Annotated in this window: 20 protein-coding genes and 2 pseudogenes; 14 read left to right on the forward strand and 8 right to left on the reverse strand. The window is 60.8% G+C overall.

Going from position 1 to position 17,173, the window contains the following annotated elements:
- Positions 1 to 53 precede the first annotated feature (53 nt).
- Positions 54 to 275: pseudogene (locus NKI17_RS10115) on the reverse strand (hypothetical protein); the annotation flags it as partial.
- 113 nt (positions 276 to 388) lie between these two features.
- Positions 389 to 592, reverse strand: coding sequence for a cyclic nucleotide-binding domain-containing protein (locus NKI17_RS10120; RefSeq protein WP_352905843.1), 204 nt, complete (start codon positions 590 to 592; stop codon positions 389 to 391).
- Between the two features lie 161 nt (positions 593 to 753).
- Here NKI17_RS10120 and NKI17_RS10125 point away from each other — a divergent pair.
- The 5 genes and pseudogenes from NKI17_RS10125 to NKI17_RS10145 all read left to right on the forward strand — a co-directional run.
- Positions 754 to 999 (forward strand): annotated as a pseudogene (locus tag NKI17_RS10125) (SAM-dependent methyltransferase); the annotation flags it as partial.
- 76 nt (positions 1,000 to 1,075) lie between these two features.
- A complete protein-coding gene (locus tag NKI17_RS10130) occupies positions 1,076 to 1,372 on the forward strand; it encodes a DUF718 domain-containing protein (RefSeq protein WP_352905844.1) in 297 nt (98 codons plus the stop codon).
- A gap of 399 nt (positions 1,373 to 1,771) precedes the next feature.
- Positions 1,772 to 3,127, forward strand: coding sequence for a selenium-binding family protein (locus tag NKI17_RS10135; protein ID WP_352905845.1), 1,356 nt, complete (start codon positions 1,772 to 1,774; stop codon positions 3,125 to 3,127).
- On the forward strand, positions 3,124 to 3,495 hold the full coding sequence (locus NKI17_RS10140; protein ID WP_352449195.1) for a 2Fe-2S iron-sulfur cluster-binding protein: 372 nt from the start codon (positions 3,124 to 3,126) through the stop codon (positions 3,493 to 3,495). The genes NKI17_RS10135 and NKI17_RS10140 overlap by 4 nt, the downstream gene beginning before the upstream one ends.
- 5 nt (positions 3,496 to 3,500) lie before the next feature.
- Entirely contained in the window at positions 3,501 to 3,950 is a 450-nt protein-coding gene (locus NKI17_RS10145) for a CoA-binding protein (RefSeq protein ID WP_352905877.1), read from the forward strand.
- A gap of 73 nt (positions 3,951 to 4,023) precedes the next feature.
- Here NKI17_RS10145 and NKI17_RS10150 read toward each other — a convergent pair whose 3' ends face one another.
- A complete protein-coding gene (locus tag NKI17_RS10150) occupies positions 4,024 to 5,253 on the reverse strand; it encodes an NAD(P)-binding domain-containing protein (protein WP_352905846.1) in 1,230 nt (409 codons plus the stop codon).
- A gap of 64 nt (positions 5,254 to 5,317) precedes the next feature.
- A complete protein-coding gene (locus NKI17_RS10155; RefSeq protein ID WP_352905847.1) occupies positions 5,318 to 5,920 on the reverse strand; it encodes an OsmC family protein in 603 nt (200 codons plus the stop codon).
- A 1,287-nt stretch (positions 5,921 to 7,207) separates the two neighbouring features.
- Between NKI17_RS10155 and NKI17_RS10160 the strand changes: the two genes are divergently transcribed.
- The 8 genes from NKI17_RS10160 (at position 7,208) to NKI17_RS10195 (ending at position 14,376) form a co-directional block, all read left to right on the forward strand.
- Entirely contained in the window at positions 7,208 to 7,819 is a 612-nt protein-coding gene (locus NKI17_RS10160; protein ID WP_352905848.1) for a cupin domain-containing protein, read from the forward strand.
- A gap of 116 nt (positions 7,820 to 7,935) precedes the next feature.
- Positions 7,936 to 8,874: an ABC transporter substrate-binding protein gene (locus tag NKI17_RS10165; RefSeq protein WP_352905849.1), complete on the forward strand. Its 939-nt coding sequence runs from the start codon at positions 7,936 to 7,938 to the stop codon at positions 8,872 to 8,874.
- 73 nt (positions 8,875 to 8,947) lie between these two features.
- Positions 8,948 to 9,745, forward strand: a complete 798-nt coding sequence (locus NKI17_RS10170; protein ID WP_352841876.1) for an ATP-binding cassette domain-containing protein — start codon at positions 8,948 to 8,950, stop codon at positions 9,743 to 9,745.
- Entirely contained in the window at positions 9,742 to 10,746 is a 1,005-nt protein-coding gene (locus tag NKI17_RS10175) for an ABC transporter permease (RefSeq protein ID WP_352474303.1), read from the forward strand. Before NKI17_RS10170 ends, NKI17_RS10175 begins: the two co-directional genes overlap by 4 nt.
- A gap of 4 nt (positions 10,747 to 10,750) precedes the next feature.
- Complete coding sequence (locus tag NKI17_RS10180) at positions 10,751 to 11,839, forward strand: phosphotriesterase family protein (RefSeq protein WP_352905850.1); 1,089 nt, start codon at positions 10,751 to 10,753, stop codon at positions 11,837 to 11,839.
- 27 nt (positions 11,840 to 11,866) lie between these two features.
- Positions 11,867 to 12,637: a glutamine amidotransferase gene (locus NKI17_RS10185; protein WP_352685652.1), complete on the forward strand. Its 771-nt coding sequence runs from the start codon at positions 11,867 to 11,869 to the stop codon at positions 12,635 to 12,637.
- A 3-nt stretch (positions 12,638 to 12,640) separates the two neighbouring features.
- The gene (locus NKI17_RS10190; protein ID WP_352905851.1) at positions 12,641 to 13,549 is read left to right on the forward strand and encodes a ribokinase; all 909 of its coding nucleotides are present in this window, start codon (positions 12,641 to 12,643) and stop codon (positions 13,547 to 13,549) included.
- Positions 13,546 to 14,376 (forward strand): BtpA/SgcQ family protein, encoded by an 831-nt coding sequence (locus NKI17_RS10195; protein ID WP_352905852.1) that lies wholly within the window; start codon positions 13,546 to 13,548, stop codon positions 14,374 to 14,376. The genes NKI17_RS10190 and NKI17_RS10195 overlap by 4 nt, the downstream gene beginning before the upstream one ends.
- Before the next feature lie 222 nt (positions 14,377 to 14,598).
- On the opposite strand, the gene NKI17_RS10200 is transcribed toward NKI17_RS10195, so the two are convergent.
- The 4 genes from NKI17_RS10200 to NKI17_RS10215 all read right to left on the reverse strand — a co-directional run bounded on the left by NKI17_RS10200 (position 14,599) and on the right by NKI17_RS10215 (position 16,542).
- Positions 14,599 to 14,799 (reverse strand): PIN domain-containing protein, encoded by a 201-nt coding sequence (locus NKI17_RS10200; protein ID WP_352679391.1) that lies wholly within the window; start codon positions 14,797 to 14,799, stop codon positions 14,599 to 14,601.
- Positions 14,796 to 15,041 carry a type II toxin-antitoxin system Phd/YefM family antitoxin gene (locus NKI17_RS10205; RefSeq protein ID WP_023679222.1) on the reverse strand — a complete coding sequence of 82 codons (246 nt, stop codon included), beginning with the start codon at positions 15,039 to 15,041 and terminating at the stop codon, positions 14,796 to 14,798. Before NKI17_RS10205 ends, NKI17_RS10200 begins: the two co-directional genes overlap by 4 nt.
- A gap of 382 nt (positions 15,042 to 15,423) precedes the next feature.
- Complete coding sequence (locus NKI17_RS10210; RefSeq protein WP_352905853.1) at positions 15,424 to 15,711, reverse strand: hypothetical protein; 288 nt, start codon at positions 15,709 to 15,711, stop codon at positions 15,424 to 15,426.
- A gap of 366 nt (positions 15,712 to 16,077) precedes the next feature.
- On the reverse strand, positions 16,078 to 16,542 hold the full coding sequence (locus tag NKI17_RS10215; RefSeq protein WP_245274788.1) for a hypothetical protein: 465 nt from the start codon (positions 16,540 to 16,542) through the stop codon (positions 16,078 to 16,080).
- A 236-nt stretch (positions 16,543 to 16,778) separates the two neighbouring features.
- Here NKI17_RS10215 and NKI17_RS10220 point away from each other — a divergent pair, with 236 nt between their 5' ends.
- Complete coding sequence (locus tag NKI17_RS10220) at positions 16,779 to 17,171, forward strand: hypothetical protein (protein ID WP_031212493.1); 393 nt, start codon at positions 16,779 to 16,781, stop codon at positions 17,169 to 17,171.
- The last annotated feature ends 2 nt before the right edge of the window (positions 17,172 to 17,173 follow it).

The raw sequence follows: 17,173 nt of genomic DNA on the forward strand, positions 1-17,173 counted from the left end.
CACAATGATTGCCGGCGGGCCGTGGCGCCGCAGCGCGCGCCCCTACGAGGCCGAAAACTCACGCTCACGCCGCGCTGCCGAAAATAAGCCTGCATTAGCTTGCGGCCCGAACGGTTGTTCTGCGCCAGCCTGGTCGGATCGAACACCGCTTGTTCTATCCCCTCTCGCGCCAGCGCTGCTTTGAGCGCCGCGATATGTGCGTCGATGTCGGCATTGTTCACCCGGAGCGATGCATAGATGCTGTCGGTCGCCTCGGCCACGGTCGGCTCGCTCACGGGTGTACTCCTTTGGCTATTCGGGCGGCGGCTTAGCACAGATCAGCGGCTTCGCCGATACCGATAATACGGCTAGATGGGCGGCAACAGTGTCCCTTGGGGTCGGTTGTGAATCATGGGTTCCGCCTGAGTCGGAGATCGGGGACTTCGATCTTGCCGGCGAGAACCGCAAACAGCGCGGCCTCTCCACCCTCGTGAATCGCGAACTCTCCGGGGCTGAGGTGAAGATCGGCCGCTGTCCGCGCCAGCCGCTCCAGCTCTGCCGCCGGCAAACCCGAAAACAACGGGATCGCTCCCACTTCATCACTTGTCAGCATGGCCCCTCGCGGGAGCCAGTTAGCGTTGTTTTTTTGTCGTGATCAATAAAAAAGCGAGGCGGAGCCGCGTTTTGGCAGAGAGCGCAACCTCCCCGTTGTTGTACCGTTGTTGTGGGGGAGATCGGCAGCCTCGACGCCATGCCACGCATGCTCGTAGCTCGCTCAAGCCGGACGGCACGTGGATGATCGTCGAGCCCTTCGCGCACGATCATCTGGCTGTTAACCCCGTCGGGCGCGCCTATTATGCCGCCTCCGCCTTTGTGTGCACGCCCGCGTCGCTGGCGCAGGATGTCGGGCTCCGGGGCTGGCGCCCAGGCCGGAGAGGCAAGGCTGAGGGAGGTCGTCACCAGCGGTGGCTTCACCGCTTCCGCCGCACCGCGGAGACGCCGTCCAACATGATACTGGAGCCCCCCGTAGTAGGATGGCTGCCGCAGGAAGATTGCTGCTCAAAAAGGTTGCTGCTCCAATCGATCGGAGGAAGCTATGACCGCCTGCAATGTAGTCCGCTTTCGCACAAAGCCAAGCATAGAAAAGGCCTTCGTCGAAGCGCACAAGACTATCGCGCTCAACGCGACAGGCTTTCGCAAGGGCGCCCTGATCAAGACTGGCGAGCCCACATTCTGCTTTGTCGGCGAGTGGCAGGACATGGACAGCCTCGCCGCCGCGCGGCCGTCGATGATCGGCATTCTCGACACGTTCCGCGATATGCTCGAAGACCTCGGCGGCGACCTCGGCCTTACCGACCCGGTCTCGGGGACAGTCGTTGCTGAGGTAAGCTGAGGCAGGCTCGAGTTAGCGAAGGCCGGCCGAACTCCCAGGCGATCAACCAAAAAAGGCAGAGCAGGTTTTGGCGGATGTAGCCAAGCGACAGAGGTTCGTGCCGGAATTGGTCGGGCGTCTGACGGGCTGTAGCGGCTGAGCCGGAGGCTTGGGTGGCCTCAGCCCGCTGCGTGAGGATTCACCGCGCGCTACGGTTTTTCTCTCTCCGATCACTCCGCCAAAGTTCCCTCGGGATAAGAAGCTGGCGTTGGGTGGTCCCACGGAGGCTCTGTCGCCAAGTTGTACGTCACGTGCGCACTTCACAAGCCACCCCGGCCATAGCGCCAATGCCAAGTATGCACTAACATTCCAGCTTGCCCCTTTGGGGCTGGCCAGTGATCTGTTCAAAGGGAAGTACCCATGACCAATCATTGCTGTGGACCGGGCTATGCTTCTCCAGCCGAGGCGATGACGGCACCTCGCGAAAAGCTGCTCTATACGATTGCCATCTACACCGGCACGGGCATTCAGAAGCCGGACTATCTGTGCACCATTGATGTCGACCCGGAGAGTTCGACCTACAGCCAGGTGATTTCGCGTTTGCAAATGCCGGGTATTGGCGATGAGCTTCATCACTCGGGCTGGAATGCCTGTTCGTCGTGCCACGGCGATGCGAGCATGGAGCGGAAATATCTGATCGTGCCGGGTGTGCGCTCGTCAAATCTGCATATTGTCGATTGCGGTACCGATCCGCGCAGCCCGACACTGTTCAAGGTGATAGACGGCGCTGAAATCAAAGCCAGGACTAACCTGTCGGCGCCACACACGGTGCATTGCCTCGGCTCGGACATCATCGTTTCCATGCTTGGTGACGCCCAGGGCAATGCCCCCGGCGGCTATTTGCAACTCAGCAAGGAGTTCGAGATTGTCGGCCGCTGGGAAAACTCCATGGGCAGGATCAAGTTTGGTTATGATTTCTGGTACCAGCCGCGACACAACGTAATGGTCAGCTCGGAATGGGCCGCGCCCAATACCTTCATGCCTGGCTTTGACCTGGAAGAGGTTGGTCATCTGAAATATGGACGAGAGATCCATTTCTGGGATTTTGAAAAGAAGGAGCCAAAGCAAACATTCTATCTCGGTGAAGATGGCTTGATCCCACTGGAAGTGCGATTCCATCATAACCCCGACAGCAGTCACGGCTTTGTTGGCGCGGCCCTTTCTGCAAATATCATCCATTGGTGGAAGGACGCGGCGGGTGACTGGCAATGGGAAAAAATTGTCGATGTCGGCAATGAGCCGCATCCCGAATGGCCGATACCAATACCGGGCGTGATCTCGGTCATTCTGCTCAGCATGGACGATAGATACCTCTATCTGTGCAACTGGTTGCACGGCGACATTCGTCAGTACGACATCTCGGACCCTCACAACGCCAAGCTTACCGGACAAGTGTGGATGGGCGGACTTCTCGGCCGTGCGCCTGAGGTCAATGGCGTGAAAGTGACTGGCGGGCCTCAGATGATACAGCTCAGCCTCGACGGCAAGCGCCTTTATGTGACGACCTCACTCTTCTCGACGTGGGATAATCAGTTCTATCCGGAAATCCGCACCAATGGCGGATGCATGCTGATGGTCAATTGCGATACGGAAAACGGCGGCATGGAAATCGATCCGCTATTCGTTGTTGATTTTGGTAAGGAACCAAATGGACCAAGCCGCTGTCACGAAACCCGTTATCCCGGGGGTGATTGCACAAGTGACATCTGGGTATGACCTGCTTCACCATCATTCTCGCCAATCAAGGCGGTGCGGCCTTTGACGTCGATCACCGCAAGCCCCTCTTGCAAAGCTTGCGCGAGCAGGGCGTGGATCTGCCGTATGGGTGCAAGTATGGCGGCTGCATAACCTGTGCGGCCAAAATAATCAGCGGCAAAGTCGATCAAAAAGCGCAGCGGGCGCTGAACAACCGCCAGATCAACAATGGCTATATAATCCTCTGCGTCGCCCGCCCTATGAGCGACTGCACGCTGGAGGTCGGCGTTGAGAGCCACGACAAGCTCTATCGCAACCCCTTCCTTGACCCGCTGGCCGCTCATGAATTGAAAGCCGATATTGCGACCCCGTTGGAAGCAAAGAAATGACCCATATGAATCATGATGAGCCCTATTCGGAGGCTTATCTGCAAGACATTCTGAAATCGGTCAAAACCATCGCGATGGTTGGAGCCAGCCCCGATAGAACTAAATTTTCCTATGGGGTACTCAGGGTGCTGCACGAAATCGGCTACGACATGATCCCGGTCAACCCCAGTCCCGGTCTGGATGAGATTCGAGGGCTTAAGGTGTACGCGTCACTAGCGGCCATCGACCGGCCTGTGGATATGGTTGAGGTTTTTCGCCGCTCCGAAGATCTGTTGGAAGTTGCACAGGAGGCCATCGCAATCAATGCCAAGGTTCTGTGGGGTCAGATTGGGGTGCGCGATGACGCTGCCGCCCAGTTGGCGGAGGAAGCGGGCTTGAAAGTGGTGATGAACCGCTGTCCCAAGATTGAGTTGTTCCGCCCCTTCTGGAAGCCAAAGCTGCATTTGGGAATATGACTGCAGGGGCGCAGAATTCGGGGTTGCCGCGGCAACCAACCTGTTCCCTCTGGAGTCTCAGACGTTGATTCTGCTAGCAGATTGAATTTTGCCCGAGGTACGATGCCAGATGATCGCTGAGATCACGCGCGTCGTCGCCAGCGCCGTCGATCAGAGCAGACTTGCGGCGGCGCAGAAACTGCGTCCCCATCAGGTACAGGCCCGGATGTTCCGCTACACCGCCGTCGTGACGGACGTGGCCCTTGCGGTCGAGGACCGGCAGTTCCAGCCAGGAGTAGTCCGGCCGGTAGCCGGTGGCCCAGATGATCGTCCTGATAGCGCCTCCGGCAAGATCGAGGCCGAGCGGCGGGTTGTCCTCGACACGGGTCGGCGGCGGACGATCCGGCGGCCCGACCGTAGCATCCAGGCCGTTGGCGCGCGCCCATTCGTCGATGAGGTCGAGCAGCCGGGCCATCTTGAGATCGGAAAGCGCGCACATGTTGCGCAACGACCCCGCAAACTGGGCCTTGCCGTCTTCGGTGATGCCGGCAAGACGACCGATGAGCCGGACGCCGAGGTCGTCGAGCGCATTGAGGTCGAGGGTGATGCGGTCGGGCGTGCCGGCAAGCTGTAGCGAAGGAACCCGTCGCGCCCGCCTGATGTCGTCCACCTCGTCGTAACGCTCGTCGAGCACGCCGGCGGCGTCCATCCACCATTCCAGGTCCTTGCCGCGATAGACGCGGGGCGCCCGGATGTGCTCGCCCACCGACAGGGTCACTTGACGCCCCGAACGCTGCAGCTCTTGTGCGATCTGGGTGCCGCTCGACGACGCGCCCACCACCATCACGCCACCGTCGGCGACCTGACCCGGATTGCGGTAGGACTGTGCCGTCAGCATGGCGACCGACGGCGGCACGCGGCTGGCGACGTCGGGCAGGCGCGCGATGTTGCACGCGCCCGACGCCAGCACGACGGTCCGACACCGCCACTCGCCGCGGTCCGTGCGCACAAGATATCCCGCCCCGTCGCTGCGAACCGAGGTAACGGTCGTGTGGGTTCTGACCGGAGCCGAGATCGCCTTGGCATAGTTCCCGAGGAAGTCGATCACCTCAGGCATCGTCCGGTAGCCGTCGGGATCGTCGCCGTCATAGCGAAAGCCCGGCAGCCGGCTCTGCCAGTTCGGGGTGAGCAGCCGCAGTGAATCCCATCGCTCGGTGCGCCAGGTATGGGCGATCTCGCCGCGCTCCAGCAGCACATGGTCGATAGAGCGCTCTGCGAGGCAGCGGCTCATCGCGAGCCCCGCGTGCCCTGCGCCGACGATCACGGTGGTGACGGAACTAATCGCGCCCTCACATCAGGAAAGTCTACGGCTCGAAGCGCCCTTCAATTCACCACGACCGTGACGTTCGTCGGATTGGTGACAATGTCATAGACCGCCGACCGCTTCTGCGACTGAGCGACGAGAGCCTCGATGTCCTCGGGCTTGGCGTCGGCGTCGATGTTGACTTCACCGTGATACCGCTGAAGCCGTTGCGGACATCGCTGTCGATGCCGAGTATGCCCGCAATATCCATGTCGCCTTCGATGGTCGCCTTCACCGACTTCAATTGAATGTTCCGGTTCTGGGCGACCGCGGCGATGCCGGCGGTCAGGCAACTGGCCAGCCCGACCAGCACGTATTCGACAGGCGTGGCGCCCTGATCCAGGGAAGCGAAGACCTCCGGATGGTCGGCGTCGAATGCGAAGGTGGTCTTGCGATGCTGGTCCTGGCCGAGGCCGTAGAAACTCTCGACCGTCGAGTGGCTGTGGGTGCCATCCTTCCATTCGCAGGCCGCGCGCCACTTGAACTGCGCGGCCTCCGGGGCGTTGGTAAGCGCTTCTTTTGCGGCGAGCAGCGCCTCTACGTTAACGCCGTTGTTTGCCTGTACTTCGGAAGCCATAATTATTATCCTCCCTACCTTGCACTGGCTCAAAAACCCGACCGATCTCACTGACCTCCCGATCAGATTTCACCATGGCGCGGCATGCTATGGGTCGCGAAGCGTTTCTTCAAGTTGTTTCCGCAGCGGAATGTTCGCCCTCGTGTGCCGAGTTGTGCCTTTGCAGGCTCTGGCGCGACCACGACCTTCAGCGTGGTCAATTGCAGTGTCTGCTTCCGGGCGGAGGCAAAGTTCGCCTCTATGGCCGACATCAGGCGCAGAGCAGACGGTCGGGTTTCCAACCCGGAGCAACAAGAGCTGACCTTTGGTCGGCGCAAGTGTCGTCCTGACGTGACCCAATGCGGTCTTCCGTTGCGAGCGTCGCTTGCTGGAGCTGCGTTAAGTCCGTCGGAGGCCAATGGTATTTTCAATGGAACGCTAATATACATGGAAACCCCAACGAGCAGCGCCTGCCAGATACTTGAGGAATGCCATGCGAAGGCTCATCTTCACGGCGATGTGTATCGCCGCCGCAACAGCCGCTAACGCCCATGATTGGTACGAAGATAAGATTGACCCACAGACCAAATTCAAGTGCTGCGGCGGTTCAGATTGCCGCGCCATACCTCGGTCTTCGGTGCGGTCCAGGGTAGACGGCGGGTACACTTATTTGCCGCATAATTTCACCATCCCACGGGACCGTGTACAGGAATCCCCGGACGGGCAATACCATATCTGCGAAAATAAATATGTTGTAACCAACCAGCTGTATTGGCGTTGCTTCTTCGCACCTCGTGTCGACGTGTCTATACTTCTAAAGCATTAACCGCGCGTCGCTTCCGCAACTTACATAAGCAAGGTGCTAGTCCATTAATTCTGTTGGACTTTCTTCAAAATTGCCGAAGCTCAAGCGGTGCGCGACTGCCCCAGGGATTTCATTGGATACGTCGCGGCTATCGAGAGCCTGCGCGCCCTGGGCGTAACTCCATGCGGTGCTGCCGCGGGTGACTTCTGGGCGCGCTCCGCAATTCGGTGACAGTCCAGATTTTATCGTGTCGGCGCGGCCGTGGTTGTGTAGATTGGCTGCGTGGCCCGCCTTGCCCGCATTGTCGTTCCAAGTCCACTCGCCACGTGACGCAAACGCGGTAACGGCTGGCGATTTCGACCACGATGGACAGCCAAGCGATAGGGGATAACTGGCGCGGGATCATCAGCACGGTTCATGCGGGAGCGGCATTCGCCGGATGAGATAGCTGCGGCTGCAGTCTCGAATTTGACGCATCAGCACTTGCAAATCGTCAGCCGAGGTCTTTTGCTCGCGCGATAGTTGCCCTTGACCGTTGAATGGTTGGCGAACAGATGAACAAAATCGATCGACGGCGGCCAGAGTCAGAAACGGACGCCACCGTAAATGCCTCAAGACTTGGAACTCGGCTGCGCCTCGCCCGCCAGACACGCGGCATGACGCTGAAGACGCTGGCCGCGGCTGCGAATTGCTCGGAAAGCCTGCTGTCCAAGATCGAGAACGGCAAGGCTTCGCCATCCCTGCCCATGCTTCACCGTCTGGTCGAGGTTCTCGACACCAACATCGGCTGGATGTTCGAGCAAGTCGACGACGACGAGGCGATCGTATTCCGGGCGGGCGCAAGGCCTTTGATTGCGCTCGACGCGCTACGGCGCGGCGAGGGCATCTCGCTCGAACGCATCATCCCGTATTCGCCCGGCCACCTCTTACAATGCAACATCCATCACATCGAGGCAGAGGGCTCGAGCGAAGGTCCGATCCAGCATGCCGGCGAGGAAGTCGGCTACGTGCTCGCCGGGCGGGTCGAACTGATCGTCGACGGCAAGAGCCATGCTCTCGCCACGGGTGATGCCTTCGTGTTCAGGTCGGAGCTGCCGCATCATTACCGCAACATCGGCGAGGAACGCGCTAGCATTTTCTGGGTCAACACGCCGGCGACTTTCTGAGCAACGCTCTGCCTTCATTTGGATTGACAAATATTCAAGTCTCTTGAATGCTTGCTTCGTGCCTGTAGCACCAACGGGACCAGCCGAGGTCTGGTCCGCAAGCAAGGGGAACCGAAATGCGTCTGTTCAAACTTCTCGCCGGCTGTGCCGCCGCCATTACCATGGGCTCGGCAGCCATGGGATCGGCGCTTGCCGATACGTTCGCTCTCGTCAACATCAACCAGCAGGCTCTGTTCTTCAACCAGATCAACGAGGGCGCGCAAAAGGCAGCCGACGCCGCTGGCGCCAAGCTGGTCATTTTCAACGCCAACAATGTGCCGAGCGCGCAGAACGACGCGATCGAGAACTACATCACGCAGAAAGTCGACGGCATCATTCTGGTCGCCATCGACGTCAACGGCGTCAAGCCTGCGATCACTGCAGCCAAGGCGGCCGGCATTCCCGTAATAGCCATCGACGCGCAGATCCCCGACGGCGACAATATTTCGTTCATCGGCGTCGACAACACCAAGGCCGGCGAGGACATCGGCAAATTCTACGCCGACTATGTGAAGACCGATATGGCCGGCAAGGCCAAGATCGGTATCGTCGGCGCACTCAATTCATTCATCCAGAACCAGCGCCTCGACGGCTTCAAGAAGGCGGTGACCGAAAGCGGCCAGGCCGTCACCTTCCTCGACACAGTCGACGGCCAGAACGTTCAGGAGACCGCGTTGAGCGCTTCGGAAAACCTGATGACGGCCAATCCGGACATGAACTCGCTCTATGCGACCGGAGAGCCGGCCTTGCTCGGCGCCGTTTCGGCGGTGACCAGCCAGGGCCGCACCGGCGACGTCAAGGTGTTTGGCTGGGATCTGACCAAGCAGGCCGTTCAGGGCATCGACGACGGCTGGGTGGTGGCGGTCGTGCAGCAGGATCCGGCCGGCGAAGGCAAGGCCGCGGTCGAAGCGCTGGGCAAGCTCAAGAAGGGCGAGAAAATCGATCCGATCATCAACATCCCGGTGACGATCGTGACCAAGAAGAATGTCGATCAATACCGCACGATGTTCAAGTAAACTGCGTCGGCGACCGAGCCGCGGCGCCGTCTGAGGCTGCGCCGCGGATGACTGCAATCGCGTGGAATCCCAGATGAGCAGTGGCCAGACCTATCGGGTGCGGATGAGCGGCATCTCAAAGCGCTACAACGCCATCCAGACGCTCGATGACGTGTCGCTGACGCTGAAGCCGGGCGAGGTGCTGGGGCTGGTCGGCGACAATGGCGCCGGCAAGTCGACATTGAGCAAGGTGCTGTCGGGGGCAGTGGTTCCAGACGCCGGCACCATCGAGATCGACGGCGAGCCGGTGATCTTCAGCTCGCCGGCGGACGCACGTGCGGCGCGCGTCGAGATGGTCTACCAGGACCTGTCGCTGTGCGACACGGTCGATGTTGCCGGCAATCTGTTTCTCGGCCGCGAGCCGCGCCGCCGCATCGCAGGCATTTCCTTTCTCGACAAGAAGCGCATGCACGACGAGACGCGCCAGATGCTCGATCGGCTCGGTATCGTCATTGCAGACACGCGGCTCAAGGTTGAAAACCTCTCAGGCGGGCAGCGCCAGTCGATCGCGATCGGCCGCGCCGCCTCGTTCGAGCCGGCGGTGCTGATCATGGACGAGCCGACGGCAGCGCTTGCCGTGGCCGAAGTCGAGGCGGTGCTCGAACTGATCCGCGCGGTCAGTGCGCGCGGTGTCAGCGTCATTCTGATCACCCACCGGCTGCAGGATCTCTTCCTCGTCTGCGACCGCATTCAGGTCATGTATGAAGGGCGCAATGTCGCCGAGCGGCTGATCGGCGACACTAATATCGAAGACGTGGTCAATCTGATCGTCGGCCGCAAGTTCAGTGCGCGTTCCGCCACCAATGGCTATCGCGGTGGAGCGCCGGCATGAGCGACGCGATCCACACCGCCCAGCCCTCACGAGTACGCAGGGGCACCTGGCGCGATGCGCTGCTCGCCAATGGCAGCGTCGTCTCGATCGCGCTGTTCTTTCTGGTCGTCTGCATCATCTTCTCGGTTGCGACCGACGCGTTTCTGACATCGCCCAATCTGTTGAACATCCTGCGGCAGTCGGCACCGCTGCTGATCGTCGCCGCGGCAATGACTTTCGTCATCACCACTGGCGGCATCGATCTTTCGGTCGGCTCCGTGCTGGCGCTGGTGGCGACGCTGTCGGCGACGCTTTTGCAGTTTGGCCTGCCGTGGCCAGTCGTTATCCTCGCCATGTTGGCGCTCGGTGCCCTGCTTGGGGCGGTACAGGGCTATTTCATTGCCTATGAGGGCATCCCGTCCTTCATCGTCACGCTTGCCGGGCTTTCGGTGATCCGTGGCGTGGCGCTGCTGATCACCGGCGGCTATTCCATCCCCATCGAGCCCGGAAGCGCTTTCACCGTGCTGGGCCGCGCCTGGTTTCTTGGCGTGCCGGTGCCGGCGCTCATCGCGCTGGCGATCCTGGCCATCGCCTATCTCGCCTTCAACGAGACGCCATTCGGCCGCTATGTCACCGGCATTGGCGCCAACGCTGAGGCGGTGCGGCGCGCCGGCGTCAACACGCGGCAGACGACGCTCTTCGTCTATGTGATTTCCGCCACCGCGGCCGCCCTCGCCGGGATCATCATTGCCGCCCGGCTTGGATCGGGATCTTCGAATGCCGGACAGGGTTTCGAGCTGGAAGTCATTGCCGCCGTCGTGCTCGGCGGCACCAGCCTGTTCGGCGGCCGCGGAACGATCATCGGCACGGTGCTCGGCGCGCTGACCGTGGCCGTCATCGGCAACGGCCTGATCCTGGCGCATCTGTCGCCTTTCCTGACGCCGATTGTCACCGGAACGATCATCCTGATCGCCATCTGGCTGAACTTCCGCCTGTTCCGCGGCGCCGTGCGGAGCCGTTGAGCCGATGAGCGGTCTGTTCGATAACGCAGAGCCCGGCCAGCGGCTGGCGATCGGGGTCGAAACCGGCCATGTGATGACCGTGCTCGGCCCGGTTCCGGTCGAGGAGATGGGCATTACGCTGATGCACGAGCACATCTTGCTCGACGGCGCGCGCAGCTGGAAATGCCCCTGCCATCCCGATGGCATGGCGATCGCCGAGCAGCCGGTGAACATCGAGATCATCGGCGAGTTGCGCATGAACCCATACGTCAACCGCGACAACGTCTCGCTCGACGACGCCGACCTGGCGCTGTCTGAGCTGCAGCGCTATCGCGCGTTGGGCGGCCACACCGTCGTCGATGCCACCAATATCGGCATCGGCCGCGCCCCCGAAAAGCTCGCTCGCATCAGCCGCATGTCCGGCCTGAAGATCGTCATGGGCACCGGCTTCTATCTCGAGCACACCCATCCCGAATGGCTGAAGGCGATGGATGTGGACGCCGTGACCGAGTTCATCGTCAACGATGTCGGCGGCGGCGAGACGCAGCCGCCGATCATGGCCGGGCTGATCGGCGAAGTCGGCGTCAGCAAGGATTTCACCGCCGAGGAACGCAAGTCGCTGCGAGCTTCGGCGCGCGCCTCGCGCATCACCGGCGTGCCGCTGTCGATCCATCTGCCTGGCTGGGAGCGGCTGGCGCACGAGGTGCTCGATATCGTCGAGGCCGAAGGCGCCGATCTTCGCCACACCGTGCTCTGCCACATGAACCCGAGCCACGACGATCCCGACTACCAGAAAAGCCTCGCCCGGCGCGGCGCGTTCCTCGAATACGACATGATCGGCATGGACTATTATTACGCCGACCAGGACGCGCAATCGCCCTCCGACGAGGAGAATGCACGCGCCATCGCCGCCCTTGTCGAGGCGGGCTTCGGCGACCGCCTGCTGTTGTCGCAGGATGTGTTCCTCAAGATCATGCTGACGCGCTTCGGCGGCTTCGGCTATGGCTATATCCTGAAGCATTTCATACCGCGCCTAAAACGCCACGGCGTCGAGCAGCCGGCCATCGACCGCATGCTGATCGCCAATCCGAAAAGCGTATTCGCGCGGCTCTAAGCGGCCTGGAATTACACTGGAGTTCAAATGTCCAAGAAGAAGATCCTGCTTGCCGGCGAATCCTGGGTGTCGACCGCGACCCATATCAAGGGTTTCGACCAGTTTCCGACCGTTACCTACCACACCGGCGCAGACGAGTTGCTGGGCGCATTGAAGGCGACCGACTTCGACGTCACGTTCATGCCGGCGCATGAGGCGCAGCGCGGCTTTCCACAGACCATGGAGGCGCTGTCGGCCTATGACGCGGTCGTGCTCTCCGACATCGGCGCCAACACGCTGCTGCTGCATCCCGACACCTGGGTCCACTCCAAGCCGACGCCGAACCGCCTGCGCCTGCTCCGCGATTACGTCAGCGGCGGCGGCGGTCTATTGATGTTCGGCGGTTACTACAGCTTCCAGGGCATCAATGGCGGCGCGCGCTACCGCAAGACGCCGGTCGAGGACGTGCTGCCGGTGAATTGCCTGGCCTACGACGACCGCGTCGAGGTTCCCGAAGGCTTTGCGCCGGTGCCGAAACCAGGGTCGAGCCATCCCATCCTCAGGGGTCTCGGTTCGGACTGGCCGATCCTGCTCGGTTTTAACGAGGTGACGCTGAAGGATGGGGCCGAGGTCCTGGCCAGCGTGTCGTCGGATTATGGCTCGCTGCCGCTGCTTGTCACCGGCCGTTACGGCAAGGGCCGCACCGTGGCCTGGACATCCGATGTCGGGCCGCATTGGCTGCCGCCGCAATTCATCGCCTGGCCAGGCTACAAGACCCTGTTCGAACAGATGCTGGGCTGGGCGACAGGTGAGAGCTGAGCCATGCATGTCCACGTCGTCGGCAATGCCTGCGTTGATACCGTGTTTCGCGTCGGCCGCTTCCCTGCCGCGGGCGAGACTTTGAATGCTGTGAGCTATGCCGACGGGCTCGGCGGCAAGGGCGCCAACCAGGCGGTCGCAGCAGCACGGACTGGTGCAGAGGTGACGTTCTGGACGGCGCTCGGCAAGGACCCCGCTGGCGCGTGGATGAGGAGCCGCCTCGACAGCGAGCTGTCAAACCTTGAGGTGAGCGAATTCGAGCTGCCGAGCGACCGCTCGACCATCGTCGTCGATAAAGGCGGAGAGAATCTCATCGTCAGCGGCGTCGCCTGCAGCGAAGCCTTCGATCCGGTGGCGCAAACAGCACTTGTCCGCTGGATCGCCCCCGGCGACATCCTCGTCTGCCAGGGAAATTTGCGGAGTGCCGTGACCAATGCCTGCCTCAGAGCAGCTAAGGAAAACGGTGCGCGCACCGTTCTCAACGCCAGCCCGATCGACACGGCCTCGCTGCCCGATCTCGGCCTGGCGGAGGTTCTGGTGGTCAACCAATCCGAAGCGCAAATCTTGACCGGCCGGGATGACATGACAGCAGCCGCTGGCGCGCTGGTGGCCAAAGGCGCAGGCGCCGTCGTCATCACCCTCGGTGCCGCAGGCTGTATCGTGCTTGGCACGGACCGGACGGAACCGCTTCGCTTGACAGGGCCGCGAGTCGAAGCGCTCGACACCAGCGGCGCGGGCGATGTGTTCTGCGGCTGTCTGGCCGGTGGGCTTGCCCGGGGGATGCCGGTCATCTCGGCGCTGAAGCTGGCGCTCGCCGCCGCCGCAATCGCCGTGACACGGCCGGGCACGCTGGCATCCTGTCCTTCCGCCTCCGAGATGGCGGCGCTCATCGATCAAATGGAGCTCTCATGACCCAGCTCGGCCAATCCGGCGCCGACGCGCTCGTGGACCTTTTCGGCCGCACAAAGGTGGTGATCGGCGTCGTTCATCTGGCGCCGCTGCCCGGCGCGCCGCGCTATGACGGCGAGGCTATCGAGGCGATCTACCAGCGCGGGCTCGACGACGCCAAGGCCTATCTCGACGGCGGCTGCGACGGCGTCATCGTCGAGAACCATGGCGACATCCCCTTCGCCAAGCCTGATGATATCGGCCCGGAGACGGCGGCCTATATGGCGGTCGTTTCCGACCGCATCCGCCGCGAACTCGGCAGGCCGATCGGCATCAATGTGCTGGCCAATGCCGCGATCCCGGCCCTGGCGATCGCCAGCGCTGCCGGCGCCGGTTTCGTCCGCGTCAATCAATGGGCGAACGCCTATGTCGCCAATGAGGGTTTTGTCGAAGGCGAGTCGGGCCGCGCGGCGCGCTACCGCGCCCGGCTGCGCGCCAACGGCATCCGCATTTTCGCCGATGCCCACGTCAAGCACGGCGCACACGCCATCGTCGCCGACCGCCCGGTGGAGGAACTGGTCAAGGACCTGGTCTTCTTCGACGCCGACGCCATCATCGCCACTGGCCAGCGCACCGGTCACGCCGCGGATTTGGGCTACATAAGTATGATCAAGCAGGCCGCCGGCCTGCCGACGCTGGTCGGCAGCGGTGTCACCCCGGATAACGCCAATGATATCCTTGCCATTGTCGACGGGGTCATCATCGCCAGCGCGCTGAAGCACGACGGCGTCTGGTGGAACCAGGTCGACTCTGCTCGAGTAAAGGCGTTCATGGGTGGTCTGAAGCGATAGCTGGACTACCCTACCGAGGGGCTTGGGGTCCAGCTTGATCAGAGACGACGGACGGGCCTAGGATACTGCTCGACCAGATCGTCGACGGTCAGCAAAGTAATGCCTTCTACAATCGATTGAGCAATCAGGGTCCGATCGAATGGGTCCTTGTGGATGGGTGGAAGCCCCTCCACTGCAATGGCATGCTCGCCGGTGATGGCAGCTTATCATAGCCATTGTCGATCAGGCCCCGACGGAAAGACGCGCATCGACCTCCAAGTCAAGGCGGCCCAGACCGCGTTTAATGGCAATCTCCCAGGGAGTTGCGGCGCTGAACGTCAAGTGGTTATCGGCATTCTCGATCTCAGCGAGGGCTGCGGGCGGGAGCTTTTCGGGCTCGCCCGCCGCCCAGAGCAGAAGGTGGGTATCGAGAAGAAGTTTCATGCATCGCCGCCAAACAGCTTCTCGATTTCGTCATCGGCCATGCGATCAAAATCGTCCGGAACTGCAAACTGCCCGGCCATAAACCCCACCCGACGCATTTCGCCGGCCGCAGGTGCGTCTATGGCAACGACCTTGACCATCGGCTTGCCGGATTTGGCGATAATGAAGGATTCGCCTTTGGCCGCCCTGTCGACAAGACGAGACAGATGCGTCTTGGCCTCGTGGATATTGACGGTGCGCATTGCGGCCTCATGACTTAGTCCATGCAACTTAGTCTACACGGCCCGATTTTCGAGCGTGTTTCAGTCAGTGAAGGTGAAGGATGCCGGATGCGGCTGATCCTTTCGGATCGGCCGCATGGCACGACTTCAACAAAGACGCGTAATCGACTGTCTGAACTGCATGTTTGTTGGGACTGCGTCTCACCTGATGTTGGCCGAACCTGTTGGTCCGCCATGCGACGTCGGAGTTCACAGGAGCGATTTTTGCCCAGCAAATGCTCTACATTGCGCTAGGGGCCGAAAGCGAAACGTCCGCTTTTAGGGCGCTGCACCACGGCGGCGACGAGCCCGACACTGTACCGAAGGCGATCGACGCGACGGGCGCCAAGGGCCTTACCGGACTCTATGTTCCCTTCACGATTCTCGGCTTAGTCGGTCGGCGGGATTGAGCCGCGCTCTCGAGGGCCAGGGCCAACCGCTTCTCGTCTTCGATGGCGCGATCGACTGCCTCAATTTCCTCTTGGAGCACCTTCAGCTCAGCTCCGTAGCTGGAGCCGTCGCTGTCCCCGATCTGAAAGCCACTTGCCCGCATTGCTTCGCGAGTATGGTGCACGTTACGGACTCCTTCGCGCCGCGTCGCGACCAAGATTTCCCTAAACTCTCCAAGACGTTCAACGTGATTGCGAGCCATTGCGTTCTCCTATTTCGTCTTCATCGTCGCCGACGGCGATTCAGAACGGCTAAAACCTACGGAGATACTCTCGACAAAGCATGAGTGCGGAAGCTCAAATTTGAATGTCTTGCAATAGCGTGAAGCGCGGCAGGCAGAAATTGGCTTCGACCCGATCGATCTCAGACCAAATGCCAGACACTTTCGGCCAAGCGCGTCTGCGGCTCCCCCAACGGGGGGCCATCCGCTCATGTAATCAGTAAAAAGTCGAGTCCGAGAATGGCCCGGGCCATGGACGTCCCGCCATTCTGGAAAGCGCGTTGAGTAATGCTCCTCGACAAACAATCATGCTGGCACACTGGCGTCGAAGGTCCGAGGCGAGGCCGGCTAATTCGTGCCGTGTTCGCTGGAGGTATCACTCCTCTCTGAATCCTGCAGTGAGGCGTGGCGAAATCCGAACTCGCCCCGTAGATGCTTGACGTGGGCTTTCACCCCGGCCTGACCCATGGTCGCCGGCCGCTTTATGCCCTTCGGCGGTGGCCCGGCGTGCTCTTGGACACGCTTCCACAGCCGTTCGCGCATCTCCTGGTTCAAGGTGATGAAGGCCGAACCGGCATATTTTCCGGTACCGGGCTTCGCCAGCAAGGCGAATGCCGCCTTGCCCGGCTCGCGCTCGACGCCCAATAGTTCGTATTCCTGGACTGTGAAGCTCTTCGTCTTCAGCCAATTCGTCGTCGGGCCGCTTCGATACGGGCTGTCGGCGCGCTTCGAGACGATGCCCTCAAGGCCCGCTTGGTCGGCAAGATAGGCGGCGGTAAGTGCAATGAGGCTCGCAATCCAAACACCGCGCATCACACGCTCGGGCGGCCTGCGCATTGTAAACACTGAGAACGCGTTGGCTTAAGCGCAAATCCTAGGGAACATGCTAGAATGTGCGGCTTCGCTCAACTTGAGCAAATGTCCCCAACGACATCTAGGACGCGCTGATTTCCGCTTCTTGAAAGCTTGTTATCATGATAATTTTCAGTCTCCTCGCTTAAGAATATATAGACATGTCAGTCAAACCGGCGGGGGATGGGGAGGATAGGATGAAACTGTTATCGCTTGTTGTCGCAGCTACGTTTTCACTTGCTATGTCCGCTTGGGCCGAGGATCTACCAAGTAGCGCGAAGAAAGCATCGATGGAAGAATTTAAGACTTTTGCTAATGGGAAAAAGGTAAATGTAATTATATACGACGCTGGAGCTGCCATAACTGCCACTCTTGTCTGGAACTGGAAGAAAAAACAGATCATTGGCGAAGCTTTGGTGAACAACAAAACTAAGATAAAGGTCAAAGTTCCCTTGACTTTCGACGGTGACAAGGCCTGTTCACAAGACCAAGGTAAACCAGTTTGTCATCTTATCTACATTGACAACGACAAATTTTACGAGGTGCGCGACGACGGCAAAGTCCACGCGACTTCGACGTTGGTTCAATGAGA

It is taken from the genome of Mesorhizobium sp. M0816, from assembly GCF_040320005.1.
GTDB lineage: Bacteria > Pseudomonadota > Alphaproteobacteria > Rhizobiales > Rhizobiaceae > Mesorhizobium.

Excerpts from the sequence above, each read along its gene's own strand:
- NKI17_RS10200 (WP_352679391.1), bottom strand. The coding sequence starts at position 14,799 with ATGAAACTTCTTCTCGATACCCACCTTCTGCTCTGGGCGGCGGGCGAG.
- NKI17_RS10215 (WP_245274788.1), bottom strand. The coding sequence starts at position 16,542 with ATGCGCGGTGTTTGGATTGCGAGCCTCATTGCACTTACCGCCGCCTAT.
- NKI17_RS10205 (WP_023679222.1), bottom strand. The coding sequence starts at position 15,041 with ATGCGCACCGTCAATATCCACGAGGCCAAGACGCATCTGTCTCGTCTT.
- NKI17_RS10140 (WP_352449195.1), top strand. The coding sequence starts at position 3,124 with ATGACCTGCTTCACCATCATTCTCGCCAATCAAGGCGGTGCGGCCTTT.
- NKI17_RS10195 (WP_352905852.1), top strand. The coding sequence starts at position 13,546 with ATGACCCAGCTCGGCCAATCCGGCGCCGACGCGCTCGTGGACCTTTTC.
- NKI17_RS10130 (WP_352905844.1), top strand. The coding sequence starts at position 1,076 with ATGACCGCCTGCAATGTAGTCCGCTTTCGCACAAAGCCAAGCATAGAA.
- NKI17_RS10170 (WP_352841876.1), top strand. The coding sequence starts at position 8,948 with ATGAGCAGTGGCCAGACCTATCGGGTGCGGATGAGCGGCATCTCAAAG.
- NKI17_RS10185 (WP_352685652.1), top strand. The coding sequence starts at position 11,867 with ATGTCCAAGAAGAAGATCCTGCTTGCCGGCGAATCCTGGGTGTCGACC.
- NKI17_RS10145 (WP_352905877.1), top strand. The coding sequence starts at position 3,501 with ATGAATCATGATGAGCCCTATTCGGAGGCTTATCTGCAAGACATTCTG.
- NKI17_RS10160 (WP_352905848.1), top strand. The coding sequence starts at position 7,208 with ATGAACAAAATCGATCGACGGCGGCCAGAGTCAGAAACGGACGCCACC.
- NKI17_RS10180 (WP_352905850.1), top strand. The coding sequence starts at position 10,751 with ATGAGCGGTCTGTTCGATAACGCAGAGCCCGGCCAGCGGCTGGCGATC.
- NKI17_RS10190 (WP_352905851.1), top strand. The coding sequence starts at position 12,641 with ATGCATGTCCACGTCGTCGGCAATGCCTGCGTTGATACCGTGTTTCGC.
- NKI17_RS10165 (WP_352905849.1), top strand. The coding sequence starts at position 7,936 with ATGCGTCTGTTCAAACTTCTCGCCGGCTGTGCCGCCGCCATTACCATG.
- NKI17_RS10175 (WP_352474303.1), top strand. The coding sequence starts at position 9,742 with ATGAGCGACGCGATCCACACCGCCCAGCCCTCACGAGTACGCAGGGGC.
- NKI17_RS10135 (WP_352905845.1), top strand. The coding sequence starts at position 1,772 with ATGACCAATCATTGCTGTGGACCGGGCTATGCTTCTCCAGCCGAGGCG.
- NKI17_RS10120 (WP_352905843.1), bottom strand. The coding sequence starts at position 592 with ATGCTGACAAGTGATGAAGTGGGAGCGATCCCGTTGTTTTCGGGTTTG.
- NKI17_RS10210 (WP_352905853.1), bottom strand. The coding sequence starts at position 15,711 with ATGGCTCGCAATCACGTTGAACGTCTTGGAGAGTTTAGGGAAATCTTG.
- NKI17_RS10220 (WP_031212493.1), top strand. The coding sequence starts at position 16,779 with ATGAAACTGTTATCGCTTGTTGTCGCAGCTACGTTTTCACTTGCTATG.